Source organism: Paenibacillus terreus (assembly GCF_042138595.1).
In the GTDB taxonomy this organism is placed as follows: Bacteria; Bacillota; Bacilli; order Paenibacillales; family Paenibacillaceae; genus Paenibacillus; species Paenibacillus terreus.
Map to the genome: position 1 here is coordinate 442,541 of NZ_JBHIRX010000003.1, position 25,251 is coordinate 467,791.

Sequence of the window (25,251 nt, forward strand, 5' to 3'; positions counted from 1 at the left end):
GATATGCACATGCTGAATGTGAACCAGGTATCTAAAATTTATGAAGGCAAAGTAGCCTACCGCGCTTTGACCGATATCAGCTTTACCATTGAAGACGGGGAATTCGTCGGCATTATGGGCCCGTCCGGCAGCGGCAAAACGACCCTGCTCAATATGATCGCGACCATTGATGAACCGACCACCGGAGAAATTCTGATTGACGGGCGGAATATCACCAAGCTATCCAAAAATAAGCTGGCCGAATTTCGCCGCCGTGAGCTGGGCTTCGTCTTTCAGGACTTCAATCTCCTGCATACCCTGACGGTCGAGGAGAACATCGTTCTGCCCCTAACGCTGGACGGCAAAGGGGTGAAGGAAATGAAGGTCAGGGCGCAGGCGATCGCCGAAAAGCTGGGCATTACAGCCATTATGAAAAAGCGCACCTACGAAATATCAGGCGGACAGGCTCAGCGGGCTGCCATTGCCAGGGCGATGATTCACTCTCCCAAGCTTGTGCTTGCGGATGAACCAACCGGCAATCTGGACTCCAAGGCCGCCAAGGACGTCATGCAGATGCTGGAGAAAATCAACGCCGAGCAGCGGGCCACCATGATGCTGGTTACGCATGACGCAGTGGCGGCCAGCTACTGCCACCGGGTCATTTTCATCCGTGACGGCAGATTGTATACCGAAATTAACCGGGGTGACAACCGGCAGACCTTTTTCCAGAAAATTATCGACACCTTGTCACTGTTAGGGGGACACGCCAATGACGTTTCGCCAGTTCGCGTTTAACAATGTCGCCCGCAACAAAAGGCTCTACGCCGCTTATTTTCTGAGCAGTCTGTTCACGGTGATGGTGTTCTTTACCTTTTCGATCTTTGCCTATCACCCGATGCTCGGTCCGGAAAACGTTCATTCAAGCGCAGGCAGCGCGCTCTCTGTCTCCAAATGGATCATCTACGTATTTTCATTCTTTTTTGTGCTCTATTCCATGAGTGCATTTCTGCAATCGCGGAAACGGGAATTTGGGCTTCTGATGCTGCAGGGCATGTCCATCGGCCAGCTGCGCCGGATGGTTTTCCTCGAGAATATGATAATTGGCTCGGCAGCCACAGCCGGCGGGATCGGACTGGGCCTTGTATTCGCCAAAGCCGTGCTTCTGCTGGGAGAAAATGTTCTGTATATTGAAGACCGGCTCGCGTTTTATTTCCCGCTTAAAGCCATCGAGATGACCGTAATTTCGTTTTTGATTCTGTTTGTTTTAATCTCGTTCTTTATCTCTGCCGTGCTGCGGAGTGGAAAGCTGGTTACTCTGATCAAGGGGAGCAAAATTTCCAAGGGAGAACCAAAGGCTTCTGTTGTGCTTTCTCTCATCGTGGTGCTGCTTCTGGCTGTCAGCTATACTTTGTCCCTGCTGGCTAAAGGAGCGATGGTGGTTGTACTGCTGTTCCCCGTGGTTATCATGGTATGCGTCGCCACCTATCTGCTGTTTACCCAGCTGAGCGTTTATGTCATACGATTGTTGAAAGGCCGGGAGTCCATCTTCTGGCGCAAAACGAATATGCTGCTGCTGTCCGATCTTGCATACCGTATGAAGGACAATGCGCGTACCTTTTTCCTGGTCTCCATCATTTCGACGGTTGCCTTCTGTTCGATCGGGTCGCTGTACGGGTTCAGAACCGTTCTGCTCGAACCACTGACGGATAGTAATCCTTATCTGGTCAGCCTGAACTCCACCGCATCCAACCCGGAAGAAGAACGGCAGGTGCAGATGATTGATCAAGAGCTGTCCAAGGCGAACGTCAAAGCTGTTCCTATGGAAGCTTCACTATCCTATTATCAAGTTAAGGGGGATAAAAGACCAACGCTGATCATCAGCCAATCCGAATACAATCGGCTGGCTGACGGGCTGCAGATGGAGCCGATTCAACTGAAGAATGGCGAAGCAGCGGCTGTAGGGTATTGGGTCTCCAGCACATTGATGGCGGATCAACAGCTCAAGTCGGATTACAAGCTAGCTTCCGGTGTGACGATTCACGCCGGCCGTCAGGTGCTGTCAACCATATTGCCGGAAAACAAGGCCTCACTTGTATTGACGGATGAGGCATATCATCAGCTTGGTCAGCCAAATGAAATTCGGCAATTCCATGTCTGGATCGGTGCGGAAGGGCAGCCTGGGGCGGTTAAAGCGGGAGAGAAGCTGGCGGATCAGTTCCCCTATTCCGATGAATATCGTTTCACAGCCAAGGACTACCAGCTGAGGGCTACGATTCAGGGATATGCCCCGATGCTGTTCATCGGTTTGTTCGTTGGTGTGGTATTCTTTGTCTCGGCGGGCAGCTTTCTTTACTTCAGACTGTACAGCGATCTGGACGGCGATAAAGAAAAGTTCCGCTCCATTTCCAAGCTGGGCCTGAGTGAAAAAGAGCTGACGAGGGTGCTGACCCGGCAGATTTCGCTGCTCTTCTTCGCGCCGATTGTGGTCGCATTGATTCATGGAGCAGTAGCGCTCACGGCCTTGTCGAATATGTTTGAATATTCGCTGTTCCGCGAATCGGCCGCCGTGCTGGGCGTGTTCTTCCTGATTCAGGTTGTCTATTTTATCATAGTAAGATTCTTTTATATCAAGCAGGTGAAGGCGGCGCTATGATGGCTGCTTTTGTCTGAATAAATAGTGCCCCACGAAGTTGCATGTGTAATTGTAGAGGTCTCCATGTGCAGTTGTAGAAGTCTACATGTACAATGGTAGGGCGCTCCATATGGTGTTGTAATGTCATTAGAACAATATTCGTTGGATACAATAAGAATAGCCGCGATGCTGGACACATCACGGCTATTCCATACAAAGGCCGGTGGGCAACCACGGCGCGAGATTTTCATATTACTGACGAAAAACCACCGGACGGCTGCTAACCTATTCCCGGTGGTTTTTCTCGTCGCGCCGCCGTTTCCAGATTTCCCGCAAAGTATTCAGGCCAGTGAAAATACTGACCAGCTTTTTGTTACTTCTTATTAAGATTCTCTGCATAGATAGTCATCGCATTGCGCATGAACACGGCCAGTCCTTCACCAAAGCGGTCAATATTATTCCGAAAACGTTCATCCTCCACGTACATTTCGCCCAACCCCCTAAAAGCTTCCGGGGTATAATTTCCGAACCGGGTGATAAAGCTGTACCACTCCCCAATGGCCTTCTGCGCCTCGGCAGAATCAGGAGCACCCGCCCGGAGCACGGCGAGCTTTCGGTAAATGGCATTCGTCTCCTCAGCCAAAGCACTCTGCTCTTCCTTGCTCATATCTGCCACAGCCTTATTGGCATTATTCACCGCCTCATCACCCCACCGTTCACGCGCTTCCTGTTCATACGGATTGCTGCTGAAATCAAATCCTTCGAATTTCTCACGATTCGTCATTTCGATCTCCCCTTTTGCATGCTGTATCGTCTTGTCGATCATAGTGATCATTTTATCCAGGCGGCTCCGCTTCTCAAGCAGCATCCTGCGCTGCAGCTCCAATGCCTCTTCCCGGTTGAAATCCGGACTATCCAGAATCTGCTTGATCCGTTCCAGCGAAAATCCAAGCTCTTTGAAAAACAGGATCTGCTGCAGCCGCTCCAGATTTGCCTCTGAGTAAAGACGGTAGCCGGATTCAGTAATGGTATCAGGAACAAGCAAGCCGATCTCGTCGTAATGATGAAGCGTGCGCACACTGATACCGGCCAGCTCCGCCGTCTCTTTTACTCTTGTCAGCATTTCGCCACCTCCTTTCACAGAACACTATAAGGGCTCACGGAACGTGAGAGTCAACACCCGAAACATTTAACCCCCTCACTATGATACAATCGGGGCAAATTTTCGAAGCTGAATGGGAATAACTCTTCGTGGCTGGTACAATGGAGACAACAACCTACCAGGAAAGGTTTGTGCTAAAATATGCTCCGGTTAAATATGATCAGAACGGGATTTTTGCTCGGCATCTCGCTAATTCTGGCTGCCATCATTTATTTCTTCGCCGCCAACTGGGGCGGTCTGGACAGGATCGCTAAAATTTTGCTTTCCGCCGGTCTGCTTGTGATCTTTTACGGCATATCTGCCGCCCTGGCGCGTGTCCGGAGGCCGTTTGTACAGCATGCCTTTCTCTCCAATGCGTTTCTGCTGGCAGGCTGCATCTCCTTCGGCGCTTCCGTTGCGCTGCTCGGGCAGCTGTATAACTGGCATGTCGACAGCTTTTGGCTGTATCTGATCTGGTCGGTCCCCGCCGTGTTGTTCGCCTGGATTACCCGCTACAGCCCGTTTTATGTGATCGCTTATATGCTGCTGCATCTGGCTTTATGGTTTTATTTTTTTCCGGCAGCTTCGTCCTACTTCTACAGTGACCGGGCTGCAATGTGCATTGGACTGCTGTTTGCGGCCATCAATCTGGCGGTGCTCCTGCTGACGTACACCGGACGTCTGTTATCCGCACCGTTGAAATACATAAGCTTTATCGTATTTCATCTTTCGCTGCTTGTGCTCACATGCGTATTTGGACACGGCCTGGAGGATACACTGGTGAATCTCATCTGGGCGGTCGCGATTTTGGCCGGATTTTATATCTTTATCCGGGTCAAGCTGAATAAAACCTTTCTGACACTCAATGCGCTCGCCGCCTCCGCTTTCGTTACAGCCAAGTTCATCGAGCTTGCCTTCAGCTACTATTCAGTTCTCTTTTATGTGTGGGGACTGATCTTTGTCGCGCTGCTTCTGACCGCCAATGTCCTGTTCTTTCGTTATCTGAAACAACTGGGGAAGAGAACGGCATACAAGCTCGAGGAGAACGAAGAACAGTCTTTTGAGGATAAGGAGTTTAAGGACGAGGCGACCGAACCTGACAGTGAGATTGTGAGCAGGGCTGTGAGCAGATTGATTCAAATCATAGGTGTCCTGATAGGAAGCATCTCGCTCATCGGGCTTGTGTTCCTGGCTTCGGGCGGGACCGGTCCTGAGCTGACGTTGTATGGCCTGTCACTGGTATTCACCATCCCGATGCTTGCCGTCACCCGAATTCAACCGGTGATCCGCTATACATTGCTGTCCATTGGTTATGTAGCGGGGATCATCTCCATCATGCTAATGGACCGGTGGGGATTGACTGCTCTGCTCTGTTTGGTGATTGCCGCAGGCTGGTCTCGGACGGCAGGACGCGTGCAGCTATTCTGGTCCCATGCCCTGCTGAACCTGAGTTTTGGCCTGCTGCTGACACAGCTTCTGAACGCCCCGGGGCAGCAGTTATGGATCACTCTGCTGATTCTCGCCGTGCTGAATGGAATTATGTATGCCGCTGCCCCGCGAATCCGTAAGGATTCCCCGCCGATCAGGGAACATGCTCTGTTCTATACTTTGTTCTTCCTGTTATGGATGGCCTTCTTCGAAGATATGCCCGTTTACATGCACGCTCTGTCTAGCATCCTGTATTTTGTTTTGGTCACCTGGTGTGTCTTTTACTTTATTCGCAGGCACCGGACATGGAAGGCCGTGATCAGCCTTGTGTACTGGTTCGCCTTTATTGCCTATCAATATTACGATCTGCTGTGGAAGCTGCTTCATAAATCGGTGACTCTGGCGTTGGTTGGACTCGTGATTCTAACAGTCACTTTCCTCATAGCCCGCCGCGAGCGGCTGCAGGAGCCGGAGTCAAGCGTCACCCTCATCCGGTCCGCTCCCCTGCTGATCGCCCTGGTCATTGTATTCCAGTTCTGCTTCATCGGCCTGCAAGCCACGGCAAGCGAAAAGCTGCTGCGAGAGGGCTCGTCCGTCAAGCTGGAGCTTGCACCGGTCGATCCCCGCTCTCTGCTGCAGGGAGACTATGTTGTGCTGAATTATACGATTTCAACTCCGCCGGAAACCGCAGAATTGCGGGACAATTCCGGCAGCCGCAGCAAGGTCGGAGTGGTGCTGGCGCCTGATCGCCATGGCATTCACCAGTTCAGCCGCCTCTACAAGGACGGGGAGCCGTTGGCTGCAGGAGAGATTGTGATTAACGGGCGGCTTAACGGATACGGCTCCATTTACTATGGGATTGAAAATTATTTTGTGCCCGAAGGCACCGGCCTTGAAGTCGAGCAGAACACCCGCTATGCCTATGTGCGTATCAGCCGCAAAGGCGATGCTCTGCTGGAGCGGCTGGCCAGCGAATAGAACAACTAAGGGAAGGCCGTCGCCTTCCCTTGTTCCGTGTTTATCAGCCTATTAATTAAGCAGCCCCTTGCGCAGGATTTCAATGATGGAGGAAGCCTTCTCCAACCGGTCATCCGAGTTGTGTATGATAAGATCACACTGGGACAGCTCCTCAATCTCCCGCTCGAAGCCCGCCATGCGGCGCTCGAGCTCTTCCGCTGACGCCCCACGCTCCTGCAGCCTCCGCCTGCATTCTTCCCGGCAGACAGATACGCCCACCAGCAGCGTCTGTGCAGGGAACATGGCCTTGATCGCCGCGGCTCCCTGCGCTTCCATGACCGTTGACATGGGCGTCCCTCCCTCGATAATGTCCCGGATGGACTGTACGGAGGTTCCGTAATAGTTTCCTTTATATTCATTCATCTCGATCATCAGCCCGCTGCGGAACATCTCCTCCAGCCGCTCTCTCGTCGCAAAATGATAGTCACGCCCGCTCAACTCACCCGGTCGGGGCGCTCTGGATGTCCAGGTCACGACCCGGGGCAGCCCGAGCAGGGATTGAAGCGTGCTTTTGCCCGAAGCGCTTGGGCCTTGAAATACAATTAAAGTAATAGACATAGGTGCCTCCAATATCGGTTGAATTCATTCAAGTTCGTTGATATCACCAAAATATTAATTATAACGCCGATAGACCTGACAGGGAAACATATAGAAACTGCGCAAGTTAAAGCTTGACAGTCAAGCTGCCCGTCGATTCGTGGCAGGGCATGTGAACTCGCTGCCCAGAAGCCTTGCACCATTATCCCATTGAATCAGGTGAAGAAAAACAGGAAACCGGGAACCGAAAATATACTTTAGGCGCGTTAAAGAAAATAACGGATCAAGCGGAGCACGAAAATGCCCGTTGTTACGCTATCCAAGGCAATCAAATGGGTCTATTATTTTTGATCGTGCCTTATGGAGAAGCAGCTCGGTTCAAGATCATGAAGCGATCTTAGGAGAAAGCGGAGCGTTTAGGTGATGTGAAACTGACTGAGAGTCTGAGTAAAAGGGATAATCATGCAAGGCTGTATGGAAAGGCTACAGGCTACAGGCATCAGGTAACGGACACCAGACAGCAGACACCAGATATCAAACACCATCCCCTACAGACACCCATTTTACCCAGTTACATCAAGGCTTGTTTGCCGATTTCATGCTGCGAAAGATGAGTTATAAAATTCTATAACCATCAAAAAAAGGACATCCCATATAGTCTATTGACCCGGGACGTCCTTTTCTATACCAAGAGACGTTTTTCTTTTATAGACTCTTTCCGGCCTTCCGACCGTACCATACGATATATCCGCAGTCATTTCACCTTTGGACACAAAATACTCCAGATAGCGGCGGGCCGTCGTCCGGCTGAAGCCTGCCTTTCTGCCCAGCTCCTCGGCAGTGATCACCTCCGGGCATTCGCGGATAAACGCCTCTATCTTCTCCCTTGTCAGCTTGTCGATGCCTTTAGGAAAGTAAGGCTCCTTGTCTCTGCTTCTATCCCCCGCACCCCACAGCAGCCGGTCAATCTTCTCCTGGTCAATCTCCTGATCCGGCCCGCTCATGGTCTGCAGCTGCCGATGGTAGGATTCATAGGCCTTCAGCTTCTCCTGAAAACGCTCAAAGACCACCGGCTTAATCATAAAATCATACACGCCGCGCCGGATAGCTTCCCTGACCGTATCAAAATCCCGAACCGCCGTAACGATGATGACATCCGTCAATGGATAATGCGTCTGAATATACCGGAACAGATCCAGCCCATCCATGCGGGGAAAATGCAAATCCAGCAAAACCAGGTCTGGCTCCAGGATTTCCAGATGCTCATACGCCTGCTGTTCATCCGTCGCAATGCCGATGACTTCAAAGCCTCCTGTCTTCTCGACAAAACGGCGGTTGATCCCGGCAATCCGCAAATCGTCTTCGATGATCAATACCCGAATCACAGGCTCTCCCCCTTTCGATCGGAAATCGGAATGTTCACTTGAAATACGGTTCCCCGCCCGGCGGCCGACTGAAACTTGATGCTTCCCCCCAGCTCCTCAGCAGCCTGCCTGACAATGGCCAGTCCGAAGCCTCTTCCGTTCGCGGCTTTGGTAGAGTAGCCTGTTTGGAATATATGAGCGGCAGCCTCCTCCGGTACGCCCGCTCCAAGGTCCGCAACTTCGATGAGCAAGCTCCCGTCCCGGTCTGACAATAACACGTTGACCCGACGACGGCCTTCCTCCGCATCAATCACCGCCTCCAGCGCATTGTCGATCAGGTTGCCGATAATCGTCACCAGATGGTTCCGGTCCATATCCTCAGGGATTTTTTTAAAAGAACTGCTCTCATTTACGGTCAATTCAACCTTTAATTCATTGGCACGGTTGAACTTGCCGATCAGAATGCCGCCGATCATCGGATCGGGGATCTCCCGCATGAGAAAATGAATCAGGTTTTGATGCACGTCGGTCTCATGCGTGATCAGATCCATAGCCTCCTGATAGGACTCCAGCTGAATCAGCCCGTAAATGGTATACAGCTTGTTGGAATATTCGTGGGTCTGCGTACGGAGCGCCTCGGCATACCGCTTGACCTGTGTCAGCTCCTCCGTAACACGCAGCAGCTCCGATTTGTTGCGGAAGCTGGATACCGCACCGATGACACGCTGCTCGTAATCGCGGATGGGAAGTCGGTTCACGACAACCGTACTGCCGTTAATCAGCATTTCCTGATCGAGCTCCGCTCTTCCCGTCTGAAGCACTTCCATCAAGCGAGATTCCGGCAGCAGCTCAAGAATGGGTGTGCCTATGATTTCCTCGCCCTCCTGCCTGCCCAGCAGCTTCATCGCCGTCTGGTTAACCAATGTAACGCCGCCCACCTCATTCACGGCAATAATCCCTTCGTGAACGGTTTCCAGGATGGCTTTCTTTTCCTGATACAGCATGCCGATTTCATGGGGCTCAAGCCCAAAGATGGACCGCTTCACCCGCCGGGCGATCCATATGGCGACTGCACAGCCGGATAAAAGAGTCAAGGCGGCGGTCAGCATAATGCCAGTCCGGTAGGCTGCCGCTTCCCGCTGCAGCTTCTCAATCATGAAGCCTACAGAGACGACGCCAACCACCTGGCCGGTCCGGTCAAAGACAGGCGCCTTCCCCCGCACCGAGGCCCCCATCGAGCCGACCGCCTCCGATATAATGGCCTGCCCCTGCAGCACCGGACCGTTATCGCCCCCCACCATCTTCATACCGATCCGCTCTTCAATGGGATGGGCATAGCGGATGCCGTTCCGGTTGCCGACTACAATGAATTCGGCACCGGTTTCCGCCCGTATCTGCTCCGCGACCGGCTGAATGACAGAGGAGGGATCATCCGCCTCAAAACCGCTGCGGATCACCTCCAGCGAGGCCACCGCCTTGGCGATCTTCAGCGCGGCCGCGCCTGTATTCTGCTGCTGCACTGCAGCCAGCATCCGTTCAAAGCTCAGAGTCAGCACAATAATCGTAACCAGCAGCAGTGTGCCGATCAGGAGAATAAGCCTTGTCTGCAATCGCATCTATGGTCCCCCCTGCAAGGTGAAGCTCTTGATGTATATGTATAACCATCTAAAAATCCTGTGAACTTTATGAACAAAATGCACAATAAGCCCTTTTTTTAACTTATGTTCATATGCTGTGCAGCAAAAATGAGGAGTGGTAGTATAAGCATACGAATTCAAGTAAGCGTTTACAAAAAAGTCTTGAATACTCACTTTTGCTCAAGGAGGAATCGCTTCATGAGAACAAAACGGAAATTTTGGACCGTCCTTCTGCTGACTGCTGTTACTGCCATCAGCATGACGGCATGTAATTCTGCGTCATCGGGTGACGGGAACAAATCTGCCTCTGGGTATCCCGAAAAGCCACTGATTATAACCGCTCCCTCCGGGGCAGGCGGCGGATGGGATAAAACCGCAAGATCGCTGACCAAAGTGCTCTCGGAAGCCAAACTTGTCGATCAGACGATGACGGTTGAGAATAAGCCGGGCGGCGGCGGTACTGTCTTTCTGGCTGAATATGTGACCAAGGATAAAAACGATCCTTATAAGCTGTTCGTCAGTTCTCCTCCACTGCTCATCAACAAGCTGAAAAAGGAGGGCAACAGCCCTTACGGCTACCAGGATGTCACCCCGCTGGCCCAATTGACGAAGGACTACGGCGCCATTGCCGTGGCAGCGGATTCCAAGTACAACGATCTCCAGAGCCTGATTGACGATATCAAGGCCGATCCCTCACAGGTTACGCTTGCAGGCGGCTCCGCACCGGGCTCCATGGATCATTTAATCAGCATTTTACCAGCATTCAAATCGGGTGTCGACCCGAAAACCATTAAATATTTATCCTATGACGGGGGTGGAGAGGCCATCGCCGCCCTGCTCGGCAACAATGCAGATGCCATTGGAACGGACATCTCCTCGCTCGGCAGCTATCTGAAGTCCGGCAAAATCAAAATCCTCGCCGTAACCTCCGCAGAACGGCTGGATGGCGATTTTAAAGATATTCCAACCTTGAAGGAGCTGGGCATCGATTCAGAATTTACGATCTGGCGGGGCGTGTTTGGTCCGAAGGGCATGTCGGAGGGGGAAATCGCGTACTGGGATAAGACGCTGCAGACCCTCTCTGAGCATGATGCCTGGAAAAAGGAGCTGCAGGCGAATGACTGGCAGAGCGAGTATCGCAACTCCAGCGATTTCGCCGCGTTCCTGGAGGAACAGGACAAAGTCGTGCTTGAACTGCTGACCGCGCTCGGCATGCAAAAATAATATCCGCCGAGGGGAGCGCGACTCCCCTCGTTGCAAGCATCAGGAGGTGCATTTCCTTGAACAAAACGTTTGACCGCTATGCCAGTATTGTATTCCTGCTGCTCGGCATCGGATTCATGTGGCAGAGTACGCAGATCAGCGCGTCTGCCTACGGTAGCACCGTCGGGCCGAATATTTTCCCCTTCTGTCTTGGCGGGCTGCTAATTCTGCTCAGTATCCGTCTTTTCTACGAAGTGCTGGTTTCCAAGGGCGGAGACTACAAGGCGGCAAAGCTGGATTACAAGCGCTTTCTGCTTATTTTTGGTTCAGCCGTCCTCTATGCGCTCTTGTTTGAAACGCTCGGGTACATCCTTACCACCTTCCTGTTCCTGCTGTTCTGCTTTCAGGTGCTGGAGCGGGGAAAATGGCTGAAATCGGTGCTGATTGCCGCGCTCTTCGCGGTTGGCGTATACGTTCTTTTCGTAGTCATTCTGGAAGGCTCCATGCCCGGCTTCCCGGTATGGTTCTCATGATCCGCACAAGGAGGGACATTCATGGGTACACTGCAGTATCTTGCTGATGGATTCGCCACCGCCCTGCAGTGGCACAATTTACTGTTTGCTTTTATTGGTGTGCTGATCGGCACGGCCGTCGGCGTGCTGCCGGGCATCGGGCCGATGAGCGGCGTCGCACTGCTGATTCCGGTGACCGCTTCGATGACGGGCGGACTGAGCCCGGAAGCAGCGGCCACAAGCTCCATTATTTTGCTTGCCGGGGTCTATTACGGAGCGATGTATGGCGGCTCGACCACCTCCATCCTGCTGAATACGCCGGGAGAATCCTCCTCCGTTGTCACGACGCTGGACGGATATCAGATGGCCCGGCAGGGTCGGGCAGGCCCAGCGCTCGCGATTGCGGCGATCGGCTCGTTTGTCGCTGGTTTGGTCGCTCTGGTGGCCCTCATTCTGCTTGCTGACCCGCTCTCCAACGTGGCCATCAAGTTTGGGCCAGCCGACTATTTCTCCCTGATGCTGCTCGGGCTCTGCGCTGTCAGCGGCCTGGCCGGCAAATCAGTGACGAAAGCGCTCATCATGACGGTCAGCGGGCTGCTGCTCGCCACGATCGGCATGGACACCGTTTCCGGAGTGGCACGGTTCACCTTCGATATTCCCATTCTGTACTCCGGTCTCGAATTTCTGACCGTGGCCGTCGGCCTGTTCGCCCTCGGCGAAGTGTTCAAGACCATCCTGGAAAAGGATTACTCAGGAGGCAAGACCGCCAAAATCGGCCGCATCCTTCCTACCCGCCAGGATATGAAGGACAGCGCCGGGCCGATTGCGCGCGGCTCGCTGCTCGGCTTTTTCATCGGCATCCTGCCAGGTGCGGGAGCCACGCTTGCTTCCTTTTTCAGTTATATTGTAGAGAAGAAAGTGAGCAAGCATCCGGAAACGTTCGGCAAGGGCAATATCGCAGGTGTGGCAGCCCCCGAATCGGCGAATAACGCAGCCTCCGGCGGTGCCATGATCCCGCTGCTCACCCTTGGCATACCGGGCTCAGGCACGACGGCCATTTTGATGGGCGCCCTGATCATGTACAACATTCAGCCAGGCCCGCTGCTCTTTGATGAGCATCCCCAGGTAGCGTGGGGACTGATCGCCAGCATGCTGATCGGCAACTTGATGCTGCTGGTGCTCAACTTGCCGCTGGTCAAGGTGTTTGCCAAGATTATTCAGACGCCGCCCAAATATTTGCTGCCCATCATCATCGCCATCTCAATATTTGGTGTATATGCCGTGCAGGTGCAGCTGTTCGATCTCCTTCTGCTGCTCGGATGCGGCGTGGCCGGCTTCCTGCTGGCGCGCAACGATTACCCGCTGGCTCCGCTGGTGCTGGGGCTTGTTCTGGGGCCGATGATTGAAAACAACATGCGCCGAGCGCTCACGACATCCAACGGCGACTTCATGATTTTTCTGCAAAAACCGCTGTCTGCCATCTTTCTGCTGATCGCCGTACTTTGGCTGCTGGTACCTGTTTTCATGAAAAAGAGAGGGAAACAGGTGGTCGTTAACGAAGAAGTGTAGAGGCAATATGCCAATTCAAATCACGTGAACCGGAGGAGACTGCCATGGGGAATACCAGACTTGGGGGAAAAAGCATCATACTCAGACTCGAGATTCAGACGGACACGATTAATTTCGGACAGGTAGCGTCCGTGATCTTCGCCGCCGGCGGAGATATTGTGGCCATTGATGTAATTTCGACGAGCCGGAACATGACCGTACGCGACATCACCATTACCGTGACAGACAGCGTGGATATCAGCATCATTACGGAAGCGGTTAAAAATATGGAAGGCGTGCGTCTGGTCAACATTTCGGACCGCACTTTCCTGCTGCATCTCGGCGGTAAAATCGAGACCCAGCCCAAAACCCCGATCCAGAACCGCGACGATCTGTCACGTGTATATACGCCGGATGTGGCGCGCGTCTGCATGGCAATCCATGAGGAACCGGACAAAGCCTATTCCTTGACGGTAAAAAGAAACACGGTCGCCGTCGTGTCCGACGGCAGCGCAGTGCTGGGACTCGGCAATATCGGCCCGTACGCCGCCATGCCCGTAATGGAGGGCAAATCCATGCTGTTCAAGCAGTTTGCCGGGGTCGATTCCTTCCCCATCTGCCTGAACACCCAGGATACCGAGGAGATTATTGCAGCGGTTAAAGCCATCGCTCCCGCCTTCGGCGGCATCAACCTGGAGGACATCTCTTCTCCGCGCTGCTTTGAGATCGAAGAGCGGCTGCGCCGGGAGCTGGATATTCCCGTCTTCCATGACGACCAGCACGGCACTGCTGTAGTTCTCTATGCCGCCCTGATCAATGCCCTGAAAATCGTCGGCAAGTCCATCGACAGCATTAAAGTGGTGGTCTGCGGCATTGGCGCCGCCGGCATCGCATGCAGTAGGATTTTGCTGTCCGCAGGCGTTAAAAATATCATCGGTGTCGACAAGATGGGTGCCATCGCTGCGGGCAACCAGTATGACAACCGCATGCTGCAGTGGTATGCGGAGCATACGAATCCGGAACGAGTGCAAGGGACGCTGCAGGAGGTCATCCACGGCGCCGATGTATTTATCGGGGTGTCCGCGGGGGGCATCCTCAGCCGCGAGGATGTCCAAAATATGGCCGCTAAGCCGATTGTATTCGCCATGGCCAACCCGGTGCCGGAAATCCGGCCTGAGGACATCGAGGATATCGCCGCCGTCATCGCCACCGGGCGCTCCGATTATCCGAACCAGATCAATAATGTGCTCTGCTTTCCGGGCATCTTCCGGGGAGCGCTAGACTGCCGGGCCTCGCAAATCAATGAAGAGATGAAGCTCGCGGCCGCTGAAGCCATCGCTTCCGCCATTTCGGAAGAGGAGCTTAATCCGCTTTATATTATCCCGAGCGTCTTCAACCAGCAGGTGGTCAAAGCCATCCGCGACAAGGTCGTGCAAGCAGCCATCCGTACCGGCACGGCCCGCAGAATTCCACGCGAATACAGGTAATTCGCAGGTTTTGAAGCCGAAGCCGCCATGCTGGAGGTTCGGCAAGCATCATTTGAATGTAACTGTTCATGATTGAAAGCGCTTCTTAAGAAGCCCACCCTAATGTCAGACAAACCACCGGTATCAGGAGCCACCTGGTTCGGTGGTTTGTCTTGTCTCACGCGGCTTCCAGATACTTTTTAGCGGCGCTCCAGACCCAATGCAGCGGTCAGGGAAGGCACAAGCGCCTTCAGTGGGTTGCCGATTTCGCAGCGGCACTCTCTTTCAACCGCCTCTGTCGCCTCCGTCATGGACAGTTGGGCCGCAAAGATCATACGCCGCTCTCCGGTTTGAATCAGCTCCTTCATATAACCGGACACTCTCTCCAGATACGCTTCCTTTTTCCCTTCCATAACGAGCTCGAAGCTCTCTCTGATCACTTGTGCCTCCACTTGCGGTGCCTTGCCAGCCGCCTCTGCAAAAGCATGCAGCCTTCTCATCGTGCCTTCCACCGTCGCAGGGTTTGTAAACAGCACAATCTGCGGCTGTTCACTGCTGCACAAAACATCAAAAAAGGGCTCGTCGATGGTGATCACCGGCACCCGCCACTCCTGCCTGCTCTCTTCCAGCAGTGCTGCGTATTGGGTGCAAGTCACCAGCACGACATCCGCCCCGCAATCCATCATCCATTCCAGCTGACTCGTTGCGTGTTCGAGAGCTTCGACCTGGCTGAAACACGGATCGGACGACATACGGCGGATGAGTCCGGGATCCGTGTAATGCACCAGCTCCAGTTCAAAGGGAGCAAGAGCCTGTTCTATGTATTCGACATTTGAGTAATGGGCATGCAAACAAGCCAGCCTCTTCATCACAGCACCTGCTTTCTTAATATCCTGCAAAATATTCAATTGATATTCACCCTGGATTCAGTTGCAGTCCCAATTGTATCAACACCACATTATGTTCAACAAGTCTGCCGCTCTTGATGAGTAGCTTGCTCACACATTCTGATATGGCAGCCAGGCCTGTCAAGAAAAGCGGCCATAAGCGAAAAAAGCCTGCCCCGCGAGAGGAACAGGCTTTACTTATGGGTTGAACCCCGCCACTTACAAAGGCCGGCCGCATGGCTTTATACAGGCTTAATACTCCGTATTACCGGACTGGCTTGTCTTGCCAGATGCAAAGCCTTTGAACAGCGTCGGCACATTCGAGTATCTCGTGTTGGTTATTTTCGCCGTGCTTTTACTGCTATCCGTTCTGAAAATGGAGTCCTTGACATCGGAAATGTCCGAGTTGTCCAGCGTGAAGTTCACCTGATAGGACGTGCCGCCGTTCTGGCGGGCCAGCTTGCCGATATCATTGGCTTTGAAGTTCTTAATGTTAATGGTGCCCTCTGCATTCGCCTGGAACACTTTATCATAAGCTTTATAGGCTCCTCCGCCTGTAATGTTAACCGTACCTTTGGCTTTCAATGTCAGAGCATCTTCTCCTACATCCTGCCAGGTTACATTCGAGATGGTAGCATTTCCATAACAATGTACACCATCGGCTCCCGGAGCGCCAATAATTACATTTTTAAGCGTGGCTCCGTTCTCAAGACGGAAAATGGGCTTCTGCCCTTCATCCTGGCTTCCGTCTCCGAGTGTATCCGGATTAGCCACATAAGTTTGTCCTTTCCCATCAAATGTCTCGCCCGCCTTCACAAGAATCGTTTGCGAAACCACCTGGGGCGCGGCGTGCACCTTGCTGCTTACGGCACCGAATGAAGTGATCAATAATGCGGATAACAAAAGAGCTGCCAAACCTTTTTTCATAGCCTTTGCATCCTTTCTATACCTTGAGATTTACGATAAGACACACCCCCATTTCTCATGCTGTTTTCCTAAAAGAGATGTGCACCTCTCTTTTGTGAACGTTTTCAATAACCAACGCGAAATGGAAATCGACTTATCATATTGGTATATTTTTCAATTATAATTATTTCTGCAATTCCTTCAATCCTACCTTTTAACTATACAGAATAGAGGCCGTTTAACCCATTTGGCCTTCCGAACTCTTAGTTCGTTTATACTAAATTTTTCCATATCATCAAATCCACAGCCCGGGTTCCAGCCAGCATTCTGCCAGAACGGAGCCAATTATATCTACCAGATTCTCTCGATGGGAATTACGCGGCGACAGGTTCATGCTGATGAACCTCCCCTACTTACGCTTGACTTAGAAGTAGGGGTTTCTTACCAGTGTTGGGATGCGCCTTGAAAAGGACATGAATAGGATCGCGCTCGTGACAGTTCTCTTCCTGCCACTAATTTCATCTACACACCAACGGTAGAGACGAAATTGAAACGTGATTTAACGAGAACATATATTCCCATCATACCACACAAATAGTCGACTAGGAAAGCACGAGTTTTATACATTAGACAAGTTCATTTAGGCTTCGCCTAACCGATATTCATCCCCTCCCTATAGAGGAAGGGGACTTCTATCGGAAGGCTGTTAAAAGACTTATTCGTCTCCAACATGGGTAATATATTCATTGACGTTATTAAAAGGAGGTTATTACGTGACGGATTCTACAAAAGAAAAAGTATCTGCCAGCGTGCCGCAGACAGGCTTTTTCGGTCATCCCCGGGGATTGTTCACGCTGTTCTTTACGGAATTCTGGGAGCGGTTTTCCTATTACGGCATGAGGGCTATTCTTGTCTATTACATTTATTACGAAGTATCCAGAGGAGGACTTGGGCTGCCTGAGCCTACTGCTCTCGCCATCATGTCCATTTACGGCTCGCTGGTATATATGTCGGGAATTATCGGCGGATGGCTGGCCGACCGTATACTTGGCACTTCGCGGGCGATATTTTACGGCGGCATCCTGATTATGCTGGGCCACCTGGCACTGGCGGTTCCCGGAACCGTCTATATGTTTTTCATCTCGATGGTGCTTATCGTTCTTGGTACGGGGCTGTTAAAGCCGAATGTATCCAGTGTTGTCGGTGAATTGTACAGCGAAAAGGACGAGCGGCGAGACGCGGGCTTCAGTATTTTTTACATGGGGATCAATCTTGGAGGCTTCTTGGCTCCTTTAGTCGTGGGCACCGTGGGCATGGATTACAGCTTCCATCTCGGCTTCGCCATCGCTGCCGCAGGGATGTTCCTCGGGCTGGTTCTGTTCGTCTCTACGCGCAAGAAATATTTGGGCCTCGCCGGCACTCTCGTACCCAACCCGCTGTCGCCTCAAGAGAAAAAGAAGGTGTTCGGCATACTGGGTCTGTGTGCGGCCATCATCGCTGTGCTGGTCGCGATTGCGATTCCTGCAGGAGCTCTCACCTTTGACAGCTTCATCACATTGGTGGGCATTCTAGGCATATTGATCCCGATTGCCTACTTCGTAGTCATGTACAAAAGCTCAAAGACCACCGCCGTGGAACGGTCCAGAGTGCTTGCATATATCCCCCTGTTCATCGCTTCGGTTATGTTCTGGGCGATTCAGGAGCAGGGCTCTACGATTCTGGCCAATTATGCGGATCAACGGACACAGCTGAATTGGGCGGGAATTGAGCTTTCCCCGGCATGGTTCCAGTCACTGAACCCACTGTTTATCATTGTGCTTGCCCCGGCATTCGCCTGGTTATGGGTTAAACTGGGGCGGAGGCAGCCTACTATTCCGCGTAAATTCTCGTTCGGGCTGCTGTTTGCCGGGCTGTCCTTTCTCGTTATTCTGCTGCCTGCCTATTGGGGCGGCCCGGATTCGCTGGTGAATCCGCTATGGCTTGTGCTCAGCTATTTCCTCGTTGTGGTTGGCGAGTTGTGCCTGTCACCGGTCGGACTGTCCGCCACGACCAAGCTGGCGCCTGCCGCCTTCTCCGCGCAGACCATGAGCCTCTGGTTTCTGTCCAATGCGGCCGGTCAAGCTATTAACGCGCAGGTCGTTCAGCTCTACAGTGCGGAGAATGAGATGGCCTACTTCGGCATCATCGGTGCAGTATCCATCGTTCTTGGTATTCTTCTTTTTGCAGCGGCGCCGAAGATTCAGAACTTCATGCAAGGCGTGCGTTAGATCCACTGGCTTCTCTCATTTTCAAAATAGGGTCTCCATGCTGTTTATTTCCCCCTCAACCGGGTATGGAGAAAGTAAAAGTACATGACTGATGTAAAAGGAGGAGGCAGAAAATTGAACACCAAGCTTCGTACAGGGCAAACTGTAGTCATTACGGGGGCTTCCAGCGGCTTTGGCAAAGGGGTCGCCAGAAGGCTTGCGTCAGAAGGGGCTAATCTGGTTCTTGCCGCGCGGCGGACGGACCTGATTGAGGAACTGGCGAGAGAATGCGGGAGCGCCATCGCCGTAACGACGGATGTCAGCAGGCAGGAGGATATTGCACGCCTGACGAGAATGGCCATCGAAAAATTCGGCTCTATCGATGTCTGGATTAATAACGCAGGTGTCGGCGCGATTGGCTCGTTTACCGACATCCCTCTTGAAGATCATGTGCGTTTAATTGAGATCAACTTGCTGGGCACCATTTATGGCAGCCACTACGCGCTGCGCCATTTCAAGGAACGCGGAGCCGGCACCCTGATCAACGTTGCATCCATCGCAGCCAAGGTCGCATTTCCTTACTACCCCAGCTACAGCGCCTCCAAATTTGCCGTTCTGGGACTAACCTCGGCGCTGTATCGGGAAATCGAGCTGGAAGGCTATAAAGATATTCATATATGCAGCGTAAGCCCCTGGGCCACCGATACACCCTGGTTTGAGCACGCAGGCAACTACAGCGGGCATACTCCGCAAATGAAGCCGATGGATGACCCCGAGCATGTGATTGACGCGATGGTAGGGCTGATTGACAATCCGCAGGAGGATCTTGAAGTGGGTGCCCTGACCAAAGGCACGGCGATCTCCAGCAATTTGCTGCCCGGATTAACGGAGAATCTGAACGCCAAGCATATCTATAACCAGATTCAAGAGGCACCATTCAGCCCGGGCACGTCCGGCAGCCTGCATCAGCCGCTGAGCAGTGGTTCCGGCATCAGCGGCGGCGTAAGAGAGCGAATGAAGCGGGAAGATCTTATCGCCAAACGCTAAGCCGACGACCCCTGACAGAAGAAAAGAGCCATAAGGGAGCGGTTTGAACCGTCCTTATGGCTCTTTTTTGGGTCAGGCTGTATTTTTGCGGATCTGTTTGCTGCGCAGCTGGCCGCAGGCCGCATCAATGTCCGTTCCGTGCTCCATACGTACGGTGCAGTTAATCCCCTGCTTTTTCAGCGTATCATAGAAGCCGAGGATCGACTCCTGCTCGCTGCGCTGATACTGGCTGTGTTCATCCACCGGATTGTACGGGATCAGGTTCACGCTGGCGAGCCGCTGTTTGTCCTGCAGCAGCTCCGCAAGCTCCAGCGCGTGCTCCTTCTGGTCATTGACATCCCGGAGCAGGATATATTCGAACATAATTCTCCGCTTGGTCTTCTCCAGATAATAATCGACCGCTTCCATTAACTGTTCTATCGGATACGCACGGTTAATTTTCATAATCCGGGTACGCAGGTCATTATTTGCGGCATGAAGCGAAATCGCCAGATTGACCGGCAAGCCGCTATCGGCAAATTCCTTGATCTTGTCCGGCAGCCCGCTCGTCGATACTGTAATACGGCGCACACCAATGGCAAGGCCTTTATGATCCTTGATGATGTTAAGGAAATCAAGCAGATTGCCGTAGTTGTCGAACGGCTCCCCGATGCCCATCACTACCACATGGGTCACCTTCTCCCCCTGCTGCTTCCCGTCCAGGTGAAGCTGAACCTTCATAATTTGCTCCACGATCTCACCGCTCGTCAGATCCCGGCTCTTCTTGATCAGACCGCTCGCACAGAAGCTGCAGCCGATATTGCAGCCGACCTGAGTCGTGACACAGACCGACAGGCCGTATTTCTGGCGCATCAGCACCGTTTCAATAAGGTTCCCGTCTTCCAGCCTGAACAGAAACTTGATCGTTCCGTCCGCCGCTTCCTGTCTGACATGCTCTTCAAGTGTCCGGATGACAAAATGCTCTTCGAGCAGCTGAATGCAGGAAGGGTGAAGCTCCGTCATTTCGGCAAATGCCGCAACCCGCTGGCGGTACAGATATCCCCACACCTGGGTAGCGCGGTGCTTCTTGTGGCCTCTTTCCTCCAGCCATGCCGTCAGTTGCTCTATCGTCAATCCATAAATGGATGGTTTATTCATTCAATACCCTCATTTCCATCTATATCGTGAAAAATGTTTCCACGTGAAACATTTTGTCGGATTTTGCAGGCCTGGAGCGTTTCAAAGCCTAATTCTTATTTTCCCAAAATTTCAGTGTATAAACAAGAGGAACCGGCAGGGATTTTTACGAAAGCATGCGGGGAGCGCTGGTTGACTGTCTTGTGCCAGGGAGATGCGGAGAGCTTACAGCTGCCGTGGCAAAATTATGCCTTAAAATAATTTCGCTGACCTTTTCATGATCTGATAAAATAAAAGGGCGAGGCAACCCGGTAAAAGTTTCTCGCCCAAAGTCGATTGTTTACGCAATCGGCTTTTTAATTTTCTCTTTCCCCATTCGGTTGTACTGATTGATTAGCTCATCCAGTCGAATGGATTGTTTAAGTACTCTCGGATGACTCAGTTCACCATACCTCTGCACCAGCAAATGCAATCTTTGCCGTTCCCGCTCAATGCGGATTCGCAGTATTACTTTGCTGCTTGTCATAGGCTACAACCCTCCTTATGTGGTATTTTAGGTTTATTTGTCAAATAATTGCATAATACAAAGATGGTAAGTAACCAGTTATTGGAACCCGGTAGTATCAACCCGATCGCTATCCTGGTTTTCTGCCCATGCTTCCCCATTCAATCCAGCAGACCGGAGCGGCCCCGTCTCCTGCAACTGAATGATCTCTAAGCTTCAGCCAGCCTCATTATCCAGGCTTGGTTTTAACAATGCCCTGGTTGCAATCCGGCCAGAAAAATGAGGGTCCTGCAGCTATCTGCTAAGAAAAAAAGACCTTCCGTATGGAAAGTCTTCAAAAAAATACTGCCAATATAAAAAATTATCCTCCGCCTATTCCATGACCCATTGTAGTTATAACTGTCGCAACAACTCCAACAACAAAGCTACTCGTAACCAAGGATAACCAAATACCTATTCTTCTCATTGATTCGATTTCACCTCACCTGACAGCAACTTGAAATCCTGTACTTCTTCCTCGCTCGCCCAATCCATGTACATTTCAAATAGCGTCATATCGTTAAGGAAGTTCCTTGATATAAAAAATTAGCCTCCTCCCCATCCATGACCCATTGTTGATACAACCGTCGAAACAACTACAACCACAAAGCTACTCATAACCCAGGACAACCAAATACCTATTTTTCTCATTGATCCGATTCACCTCACTTGACAGCAATTTGAAATCCTGTATTTCTGCCTCGCTTGCCCATTCCCTGTACATTTCAAATCGTGTCAAACCGTTAAGAATATTTTTTATGCTGTTGATTCTAACCGATAATCGCAAACCTTCGAGTATGGGTTTTATTACATTACCCTGCCCCTTTTTGAATCGGTATACGCCTAAATCGCCATAGAATTGGGCAAGCTTTTCCTTCACCACAGAGTTGTTATATGGACCATATTTTCCCTCCATTTCGGTTGATGGAATATACGCCGAAAAGCGATCCAATATGTGATCAATATTAAAGTCGAAGCGGTTAGCTGCTTTGACCATATAACCCAAGGCATAAAAGATTTCATCTGGACGGGAAGCAACAAAATCCGCGTATTCCTCTAATGCGTCAGATTTTCCGGACAAGACTCGGTATAAGTAGGTATTGGCGGTTGCCCATTCAGCAAACTGGTAAATACACCGACGAGCTTCTTCGTCATTCTCACGTATCCATAGTTCTCCTTGTGCATACTGCGAAACATAACTTAAAGCTCCATCGTAATCATGGAATTCTTCACAGACGGTGGAACGAATAAGCCAACCATACAAAATATAAAAATAGAATGGCTGTTTCGGTTTTCGGTCAGTTGAAGGCTGTTCATACTGGATCGTAGCGATTCGCAGCATTTCCACTGCAAGTTCATCTACCTTTTTCCACTTATGAACAGTTCCCATAACATGGATCAGCTGTTTCAATGCATCGAGCTGATCTACTTCATCCAAACGACTCACATACGCCTCAAACAAAATAGCCGATCTTAAATTCTCTTCCAGGTCATTCCCTAACGATAGTTCGAATAAGCGATAACGGCAAATGGCCAATCGTTCTGAATGCTGGAATCTTTCTGCTTCGCTCACCTGGTTATAAATAATCGCCGCAGCTTGTCTATGTTCAGAAGCAAATAAGTCTTCTGCCACATCAAACAAAGCGGAAGTGTACGACAGATCATCCAATAACCGATGAACAATCCGTTCGATCAGGTCTACTCGGTTCAGTTCAGCACACCGAAAAATAAAGGGGCGAATCCGCCGCATGCTTGTGGTGAAAGCAAAGCATTCTTCAACATAGGATTCAAACAAAAAATCCTCGGGTAACCCCATCGCTGACGTTATAGACTCTAACTGCCGCATTGAAATTGGCTTCGTGCCTTGAAGAATCCGGCTCAACGTGCCGGCATTCAGGCCTGAAATTTGTAGAAACTGAGTGAAACTTAAATTATGTTTATGCATGTATGTATTGAGTGTTTCACGAATTATATTGTCTGACTTCAAACCAGACTCACCCCCTCTACCACACATGAAAAAACCAAAATTTAGTATTAATCTATAGATTATAGTATCCGATAAATTGAACGTCGGTCAATCACTTAAAAACGTCAATATCGAGCAAATAAAGCTGAAAAAGTCGAATTTTCCAGCCAATAAACTTTATATCTCCTGTCTGTAGGTATATGTAAAGCCACTACTACGTCAGGCTATGGCTGACAGGGCCGAACTAAGGAATTCGTCTCCTAAGTAGTGCACCACTTTTCCTTTTTGTGTGATATGTTAGTTTTAGCAAAATCTGTCCAATGACAGCACGTTAGAACAGGAAGGCTCCAGCATGCCGGTGGTATGATCAAGGCAAGGAAGGTGAAGAGGTTGGAATGGTTGACGCGCATGAAGGATGCTCTGGATTATATCGAGGAGCATATGGAAGAACCGATATCGGCTAGCGACATTGCCAAGGCCGCCTGCTCCTCTACGTTCCATTTTCAGCGGATGTTTCATATGCTCACGGGCATGACCGTTGCAGAATATATCCGCAAGCGCAGGCTGACGCTGGCCGCACAGGAGTTGGCCATCTCCTCCTCGAAGGTGCTGGATACGGCGCTTAAGTACGGCTATGACTCGCCTGAATCCTTCGCCAAAGCATTCCGGAAGCTGCACGGGATTTCGCCCTCGGAAGCGCGTGATCCCGGCGTGAGCCTGAAGGCCTTTCCGCGCATATCCTTCCATTTATCCTTGAAAGGAGATCAAGACATGGATTACCGCATTGTGGAGAAATCAGGCTTTACTGTAGTAGGCAAGTCGATACAGGTGTCAATGAAGGATGGAGAGAACTTTAAGGCGATTCCCGCCTTCTGGCAGCAGAGCAACTCCGACGGCACGACTGATGATCTGATGGCGCTGAGAGCAGATGGCGTTACATTGGGGATTTGCATGGCAGTAACGGATGATCCGGATCAGCTTACTTACATGATCGCTGCAGAGAGTGAAAAGGATGCTGCTGCGTCGGGTGACTTTATTACGCATGAGGTGCCTGCTTCCACCTGGGCCGTATTCCCTGTGGTCGGTCCCATGCCCGATGCCATCCAGGGCGTATGGCAACGGATCTACCAGGAGTGGTTCCCTGCCACAGGTTATCAGCATGCCGATGCGCCGGAGCTTGAGGTCTATCCGCCAGGTGACCCGGCAGCGGAAGACTACCGTACAGAAGTTTGGATTCCAATTATGAAGAAATAAAAAACAACAAAAATCCGGTGAGAGAGCACCTCTACCGGATTTTTGTTTCACACTTATTCATTCAAAAGGAATATTTATGTTTTTTGTGTACATATTCATAGAAGGGATTGTTAATTTTGAAAAACTTTGCTGGAAACTTGGTTCTTACGTTTTTTACTGCACTCTTCGCTATTTATTTGTTTTCAGGAAAAGTAGATGCATATGGGTTGATCGTTGGCTTAATTAGCGCAGGAATAGTAGCACTCGGTTATCTGTTTGTGTACTTATACCGTCGTTAGCCTATACTCACAGTCGCAGCCTCCTCCGCTCCATGCAAGCTTAGCTTCATCCCCAGGGCAATAGCTAGTCTAAATACTGTATCTAATCGGGGAATAGATCCTCCATTTTCAATTCGCGCAATGGATTCCTGATGAAGCCCTACTTTATCGGCTAACTCCTTTTGTGTCCATCCAAGTTCGATTCGTCTTTGATGAATAATATTCACAAGTTGGGCAACAGCTTCAAGCTCATTCATCCGTATTGGATCTATGGACTTTAACTCCTTCTTCTTATCGCTCCAGTTTTTCATCATCATTCACTCCTTCCGTTTCTCAGCAGCCAACTGTCCATTCGTTTTTTAGCAATCGCAATTTCCTTTAGAGGTGTCTTTTGTGTTGTTTTGGCGAAGTGATGTAGGAGAACAAAGTGATTTCCATTCCATCCAAAAAAGAGAATACGATTATGACCTGGGCGTAGCTCCCATATATCACCTGAAATCCTCTTAGTAAACCTCTCACCAGCTCGTGTTCCTCTATCTTCTAATCGATTCAAGCAGTAGATGA

The 25,251-nt window shown here is 51.1% G+C and carries 21 protein-coding genes; 10 read left to right on the top strand and 11 right to left on the bottom strand.

Annotated elements, in window-relative coordinates:
• Positions 1 to 9: 9 nt before the first annotated feature.
• On the top strand, positions 10 to 774 hold the full coding sequence (locus ACE5KN_RS08940) for an ABC transporter ATP-binding protein (RefSeq protein ID WP_375526645.1): 765 nt from the start codon (positions 10 to 12) through the stop codon (positions 772 to 774).
• A complete protein-coding gene (locus tag ACE5KN_RS08945; protein WP_375526646.1) occupies positions 749 to 2,632 on the top strand; it encodes an FtsX-like permease family protein in 1,884 nt (627 codons plus the stop codon). The genes ACE5KN_RS08940 and ACE5KN_RS08945 overlap by 26 nt, the downstream gene beginning before the upstream one ends.
• 352 nt (positions 2,633 to 2,984) lie before the next feature.
• Here ACE5KN_RS08945 and ACE5KN_RS08950 read toward each other — a convergent pair whose 3' ends face one another.
• Positions 2,985 to 3,734 carry a MerR family transcriptional regulator gene (locus ACE5KN_RS08950; protein ID WP_375526647.1) on the bottom strand — a complete coding sequence of 250 codons (750 nt, stop codon included), beginning with the start codon at positions 3,732 to 3,734 and terminating at the stop codon, positions 2,985 to 2,987.
• A 180-nt stretch (positions 3,735 to 3,914) separates the two neighbouring features.
• Here ACE5KN_RS08950 and ACE5KN_RS08955 point away from each other — a divergent pair, with 180 nt between their 5' ends.
• Positions 3,915 to 6,158: a GDYXXLXY domain-containing protein gene (locus ACE5KN_RS08955; RefSeq protein WP_375526648.1), complete on the top strand. Its 2,244-nt coding sequence runs from the start codon at positions 3,915 to 3,917 to the stop codon at positions 6,156 to 6,158.
• 51 nt (positions 6,159 to 6,209) lie between these two features.
• On the opposite strand, the gene ACE5KN_RS08960 is transcribed toward ACE5KN_RS08955, so the two are convergent.
• The 3 genes from ACE5KN_RS08960 to ACE5KN_RS08970 all read right to left on the bottom strand — a co-directional run bounded on the left by ACE5KN_RS08960 (position 6,210) and on the right by ACE5KN_RS08970 (position 9,714).
• The gene (locus ACE5KN_RS08960) at positions 6,210 to 6,755 is read right to left on the bottom strand and encodes a guanylate kinase (protein WP_375526649.1); all 546 of its coding nucleotides are present in this window, start codon (positions 6,753 to 6,755) and stop codon (positions 6,210 to 6,212) included.
• A 638-nt stretch (positions 6,756 to 7,393) separates the two neighbouring features.
• A complete protein-coding gene (locus tag ACE5KN_RS08965; protein ID WP_375526650.1) occupies positions 7,394 to 8,119 on the bottom strand; it encodes a response regulator in 726 nt (241 codons plus the stop codon).
• The gene (locus tag ACE5KN_RS08970; protein ID WP_375526651.1) at positions 8,116 to 9,714 is read right to left on the bottom strand and encodes an ATP-binding protein; all 1,599 of its coding nucleotides are present in this window, start codon (positions 9,712 to 9,714) and stop codon (positions 8,116 to 8,118) included. Before ACE5KN_RS08970 ends, ACE5KN_RS08965 begins: the two co-directional genes overlap by 4 nt.
• Before the next feature lie 219 nt (positions 9,715 to 9,933).
• Between ACE5KN_RS08970 and ACE5KN_RS08975 the strand changes: the two genes are divergently transcribed.
• The 4 genes from ACE5KN_RS08975 to ACE5KN_RS08990 are packed head-to-tail and all read left to right on the top strand — an operon-like array spanning position 9,934 to position 14,485.
• Positions 9,934 to 10,959: a Bug family tripartite tricarboxylate transporter substrate binding protein gene (locus ACE5KN_RS08975; protein WP_375526652.1), complete on the top strand. Its 1,026-nt coding sequence runs from the start codon at positions 9,934 to 9,936 to the stop codon at positions 10,957 to 10,959.
• A 56-nt stretch (positions 10,960 to 11,015) separates the two neighbouring features.
• Positions 11,016 to 11,471, top strand: coding sequence for a tripartite tricarboxylate transporter TctB family protein (locus ACE5KN_RS08980; RefSeq protein WP_375526653.1), 456 nt, complete (start codon positions 11,016 to 11,018; stop codon positions 11,469 to 11,471).
• 21 nt (positions 11,472 to 11,492) lie between these two features.
• Positions 11,493 to 13,019 (top strand): tripartite tricarboxylate transporter permease, encoded by a 1,527-nt coding sequence (locus tag ACE5KN_RS08985; RefSeq protein ID WP_375526654.1) that lies wholly within the window; start codon positions 11,493 to 11,495, stop codon positions 13,017 to 13,019.
• A gap of 44 nt (positions 13,020 to 13,063) precedes the next feature.
• Complete coding sequence (locus ACE5KN_RS08990; protein WP_375526655.1) at positions 13,064 to 14,485, top strand: NAD-dependent malic enzyme; 1,422 nt, start codon at positions 13,064 to 13,066, stop codon at positions 14,483 to 14,485.
• A 179-nt stretch (positions 14,486 to 14,664) separates the two neighbouring features.
• On the opposite strand, the gene ACE5KN_RS08995 is transcribed toward ACE5KN_RS08990, so the two are convergent.
• Positions 14,665 to 15,372, bottom strand: coding sequence for an aspartate/glutamate racemase family protein (locus tag ACE5KN_RS08995; RefSeq protein ID WP_375526656.1), 708 nt, complete (start codon positions 15,370 to 15,372; stop codon positions 14,665 to 14,667).
• A 231-nt stretch (positions 15,373 to 15,603) separates the two neighbouring features.
• A complete protein-coding gene (locus ACE5KN_RS09000; RefSeq protein WP_375526657.1) occupies positions 15,604 to 16,278 on the bottom strand; it encodes a pectate lyase in 675 nt (224 codons plus the stop codon).
• A 752-nt stretch (positions 16,279 to 17,030) separates the two neighbouring features.
• Here ACE5KN_RS09000 and ACE5KN_RS09005 point away from each other — a divergent pair.
• Positions 17,031 to 18,524 (top strand): peptide MFS transporter, encoded by a 1,494-nt coding sequence (locus ACE5KN_RS09005; protein WP_375526658.1) that lies wholly within the window; start codon positions 17,031 to 17,033, stop codon positions 18,522 to 18,524.
• Between the two features lie 114 nt (positions 18,525 to 18,638).
• On the top strand, positions 18,639 to 19,550 hold the full coding sequence (locus ACE5KN_RS09010; protein ID WP_375526659.1) for an SDR family NAD(P)-dependent oxidoreductase: 912 nt from the start codon (positions 18,639 to 18,641) through the stop codon (positions 19,548 to 19,550).
• Positions 19,551 to 19,622: 72 nt separating this feature from the next.
• Here ACE5KN_RS09010 and rlmN read toward each other — a convergent pair whose 3' ends face one another.
• The 3 genes from rlmN to ACE5KN_RS09025 all read right to left on the bottom strand — a co-directional run bounded on the left by rlmN (position 19,623) and on the right by ACE5KN_RS09025 (position 23,197).
• The gene (rlmN, locus tag ACE5KN_RS09015; protein WP_375526660.1) at positions 19,623 to 20,687 is read right to left on the bottom strand and encodes a dual-specificity RNA methyltransferase RlmN; all 1,065 of its coding nucleotides are present in this window, start codon (positions 20,685 to 20,687) and stop codon (positions 19,623 to 19,625) included.
• Between the two features lie 319 nt (positions 20,688 to 21,006).
• On the bottom strand, positions 21,007 to 21,192 hold the full coding sequence (locus ACE5KN_RS09020) for a Spo0E family sporulation regulatory protein-aspartic acid phosphatase (RefSeq protein ID WP_375526661.1): 186 nt from the start codon (positions 21,190 to 21,192) through the stop codon (positions 21,007 to 21,009).
• A 628-nt stretch (positions 21,193 to 21,820) separates the two neighbouring features.
• Complete coding sequence (locus ACE5KN_RS09025; RefSeq protein WP_375526662.1) at positions 21,821 to 23,197, bottom strand: helix-turn-helix domain-containing protein; 1,377 nt, start codon at positions 23,195 to 23,197, stop codon at positions 21,821 to 21,823.
• 369 nt (positions 23,198 to 23,566) lie between these two features.
• Between ACE5KN_RS09025 and ACE5KN_RS09030 the strand changes: the two genes are divergently transcribed.
• Positions 23,567 to 24,430 (top strand): AraC family transcriptional regulator, encoded by an 864-nt coding sequence (locus tag ACE5KN_RS09030; protein WP_375526663.1) that lies wholly within the window; start codon positions 23,567 to 23,569, stop codon positions 24,428 to 24,430.
• A gap of 274 nt (positions 24,431 to 24,704) precedes the next feature.
• Here ACE5KN_RS09030 and ACE5KN_RS09035 read toward each other — a convergent pair whose 3' ends face one another.
• Together ACE5KN_RS09035 and ACE5KN_RS09040 are read right to left on the bottom strand one after the other, a co-directional pair.
• Positions 24,705 to 24,998 carry a helix-turn-helix transcriptional regulator gene (locus tag ACE5KN_RS09035; protein WP_375526664.1) on the bottom strand — a complete coding sequence of 98 codons (294 nt, stop codon included), beginning with the start codon at positions 24,996 to 24,998 and terminating at the stop codon, positions 24,705 to 24,707.
• Positions 24,999 to 25,000: 2 nt separating this feature from the next.
• Positions 25,001 to 25,240 (bottom strand): type II toxin-antitoxin system RelE/ParE family toxin, encoded by a 240-nt coding sequence (locus tag ACE5KN_RS09040; RefSeq protein WP_375526665.1) that lies wholly within the window; start codon positions 25,238 to 25,240, stop codon positions 25,001 to 25,003.
• Positions 25,241 to 25,251 lie beyond the last annotated feature (11 nt).

Coding starts and splice junctions, on each gene's coding strand:
- ACE5KN_RS08960 (WP_375526649.1), bottom strand. CDS start 6,755: ATGTCTATTACTTTAATTGTATTTCAAGGCCCAAGCGCTTCGGGCAAA.
- ACE5KN_RS09035 (WP_375526664.1), bottom strand. CDS start 24,998: ATGAAAAACTGGAGCGATAAGAAGAAGGAGTTAAAGTCCATAGATCCA.
- rlmN (WP_375526660.1), bottom strand. CDS start 20,687: ATGAATAAACCATCCATTTATGGATTGACGATAGAGCAACTGACGGCA.
- ACE5KN_RS08940 (WP_375526645.1), top strand. CDS start 10: ATGCTGAATGTGAACCAGGTATCTAAAATTTATGAAGGCAAAGTAGCC.
- ACE5KN_RS08990 (WP_375526655.1), top strand. CDS start 13,064: ATGGGGAATACCAGACTTGGGGGAAAAAGCATCATACTCAGACTCGAG.
- ACE5KN_RS08945 (WP_375526646.1), top strand. CDS start 749: ATGACGTTTCGCCAGTTCGCGTTTAACAATGTCGCCCGCAACAAAAGG.
- ACE5KN_RS08950 (WP_375526647.1), bottom strand. CDS start 3,734: ATGCTGACAAGAGTAAAAGAGACGGCGGAGCTGGCCGGTATCAGTGTG.
- ACE5KN_RS08975 (WP_375526652.1), top strand. CDS start 9,934: ATGAGAACAAAACGGAAATTTTGGACCGTCCTTCTGCTGACTGCTGTT.
- ACE5KN_RS09020 (WP_375526661.1), bottom strand. CDS start 21,192: ATGACAAGCAGCAAAGTAATACTGCGAATCCGCATTGAGCGGGAACGG.
- ACE5KN_RS09000 (WP_375526657.1), bottom strand. CDS start 16,278: ATGAAAAAAGGTTTGGCAGCTCTTTTGTTATCCGCATTATTGATCACT.
- ACE5KN_RS08955 (WP_375526648.1), top strand. CDS start 3,915: ATGCTCCGGTTAAATATGATCAGAACGGGATTTTTGCTCGGCATCTCG.
- ACE5KN_RS08970 (WP_375526651.1), bottom strand. CDS start 9,714: ATGCGATTGCAGACAAGGCTTATTCTCCTGATCGGCACACTGCTGCTG.
- ACE5KN_RS08985 (WP_375526654.1), top strand. CDS start 11,493: ATGGGTACACTGCAGTATCTTGCTGATGGATTCGCCACCGCCCTGCAG.